2 rRNA genes are annotated in these 3,079 nt (G+C 49.8%); both read left to right on the forward strand.

The features are described 5' to 3' along the window. A 23S ribosomal RNA gene (locus tag B5440_RS15360) occupies positions 1–2,809 on the forward strand; the annotation flags it as partial. A 162-nt stretch (positions 2,810–2,971) separates the two neighbouring features. Then, a 5S ribosomal RNA gene (rrf, locus tag B5440_RS15365) occupies positions 2,972–3,079 on the forward strand; the annotation flags it as partial.

Here is a 3,079-nt window from a genome sequence, read left to right on the forward strand (position 1 = left end):
GGGAATGCCTAGGCTCTCAGAGGCGAAGAAGGACGTGATAAGCTGCGAAAAGCTGCGGGGATTGGCACATACAAATTGATCCGCAGATATCCGAATGGGGCAACCCACTTAACTGAAGGTTAAGTATCCGCAAGGAGGCAAACCCGGAGAACTGAAACATCTAAGTACCCGGAGGAAGAGAAAACAATAGTGATTGCGCTAGTAGCGGCGAGCGAACGCGCATTAGCCCAAACCATAAGGTTTACGGACCTTATGGGGTTGTAGGACCACAACATTTGTTGCAAACAGAATTAGAACAGGTTGGAAAGCCTGGCCATAGACGGTGACAGCCCGGTATAGGTAAAGAATGCAATGATAGTGGTATCCTGAGTAGTGCGGGGCACGAGAAACCCTGTATGAATCCGGCGGGACCATCCGCCAAGGCTAAATACTCCTGAGAGACCGATAGTGAACCAGTACCGTGAGGGAAAGGTGAAAAGAACCCTGAACAAGGGAGTGAAATAGATCCTGAAACCATACGCTTACAAGCGGTCGGAGCCCTTTGGGGTGACGGCGTGCCTTTTGCATAATGAGCCTACGAGTTACCGTTGCCAGCAAGGTTAAGCAGTTCAGCTGTGGAGCCGTAGCGAAAGCGAGTCTTAATAGGGCGTTTTAAGTTGGTAATGGTAGACGCGAAACCGTGTGATCTACCCTTGGGCAGGTTGAAGCTGTGGTAACACATAGTGGAGGACCGAACCCGTTGACGTTGAAAAGTCTTGGGATGACCTGAGGGTAGGGGTGAAAGGCCAATCAAACTCGGAAATAGCTCGTACTCCCCGAAATGCATTTAGGTGCAGCGGTATAATAGTTTTATAGAGGTAGAGCTACTGATTGGATGCGGGGGCTTCACCGCCTACCAATTCCTGACAAACTCCGAATGCTATAAAATGTTTTATATCAGTGAGGGCATGGGTGCTAAGGTCCGTGTCCGAGAGGGAAAGAACCCAGACCATCAGCTAAGGTCCCAAAATATATGTTAAGTTGAAGAAACGCGGTTGGACTGCCCAGACAGCTAGGATGTTGGCTTGGAAGCAGCCATTCATTTAAAGAGTGCGTAACAGCTCACTAGTCGAGCGGTCCGGCATGGATAATAATCGGGCATAAACATATTACCGAAGCTATGGATTTCATATTTAGATATGGAGTGGTAGGGGAGCATTGTAACAGAGATGAAGGTGTACTGCGAGGTATGCTGGATTGGTTACAAAAGAAAATGTAGGCATAAGTAACGATAATGCAGGCGAGAAACCTGCACACCGAAAGACTAAGGTTTCCCCAGCTATGCTAATCAGCTGGGGGTTAGTCGGGACCTAAGGCGAACCCGAAAGGGGTAGTCGATGGACAACAGATTAATATTTCTGTACTTGCCCCACGTTAAAGCGGACGGAGGCGAAAAGTTGGTGCGTGCTGACGGAATAGCACGTTGAAGGGAGTGGTAACACCCCGATAGTACACAAAAGCTTCGGCCGGCGTGATAATCCAGCGGATCGACTTCCAAGAAAAGCGAGTGGAGGCAACCCGTACCATAAACCGACACAGGTAGTTGGGATGAGAATTCTAAGGTGCTCGAGAGATTCATGGCTAAGGAACTAGGCAAAATGGGCCCGTAACTTCGGGAGAAGGGTCGCCCCGCTTCGGCGGGGCCGCAGTGAAGAGGTCCAGGCGACTGTTTATCAAAAACACAGGGCTCTGCTAAATCGAAAGATGATGTATAGGGCCTGACACCTGCCCGGTGCTGGAAGGTTAAGAGGAGATGTTAGCTTCGGCGAAGCATTGAATTGAAGCCCCAGTAAACGGCGGCCGTAACTATAACGGTCCTAAGGTAGCGAAATTCCTTGTCGGGTAAGTTCCGACCTGCACGAATGGTGCAACGATCTGGACACTGTCTCAGCCATGAGCTCGGTGAAATTGTAGTATCGGTGAAGATGCCGATTACCCGCTACGGGACGAAAAGACCCCGTGCACCTTTACTATAGCTTAGTATTGACTTTGGACAAGTGATGTGTAGGATAGGTGGGAGACTTTGAAGCGCCGTCGCCAGGCGGTGTGGAGTCATTGTTGAAATACCACCCTTTACTTGTTCGGAGCCTAACCTCATTATATGAGGGACAGTGCTTGGTGGGTAGTTTGACTGGGGTGGTCGCCTCCAAAAGAGTAACGGAGGCTTCTAAAGGTTCCCTCAGCACGCTTGGTAACCGTGCGTAGAGTGCAATGGCAAAAGGGAGCTTGACTGAGAGACATACAGGTCGATCAGGTACGAAAGTAGAGCATAGTGATCCGGTGACACCGCATGGAAGGGTCATCGCTCAAAGGATAAAAGGTACGCCGGGGATAACAGGCTGATCTCCCCCAAGAGCTCACATCGACGGGGGGGTTTGGCACCTCGATGTCGGCTCGTCACATCCTGGGGCTGGAGAAGGTCCCAAGGGTTGGGCTGTTCGCCCATTAAAGTGGCACGCGAGCTGGGTTCAGAACGTCGTGAGACAGTTCGGTCTCTATCTGTAGTGGGCGTTAGAAATTTGAGTGGACCTGATCCTAGTACGAGAGGACCGGATTGGACCAACCTCTGGTGCACCAGTTGTTCCGCCAGGAGCATTGCTGGGTAGCTACGTTGGGAAGGGATAAGCGCTGAAAGCATATAAGCGCGAAACCCACCACAAGATGAGATTTCTTTAAAGGACCGTGGGAGACGACCACGTTGATAGGCCACAGGTGTAAAGGCAGCAATGTCATAGCCGAGTGGTACTAATAATCCGTAAAGCTTGATGCGATTCCCACGCCTGCAAAGGTGTGGGGACTTGAATGCTTTACCCAAGTTTATCTATATTCTTTGTTTCTTAAATATGTCAACTTATTAGAGTAGGCAGTTGTAAGTAAAAGAGTAAGCAGTAATACTGCGAACTTATAGACTGTAAACTGCATACTAAAGACTTAAGGTGGTTATGGCAACGGGGCTCACCTCTTCCCATTCCGAACAGAGAAGTTAAGCCCGTTAGCGCAGATGGTACTGCTATTTGTGGGAGAGTATGTCACCGCCTTT

Origin of the sequence: Salegentibacter salarius (genome assembly GCF_900168265.1) — a bacterium.
Taxonomy (GTDB): Bacteria; Bacteroidota; Bacteroidia; order Flavobacteriales; family Flavobacteriaceae; genus Salegentibacter; species Salegentibacter salarius.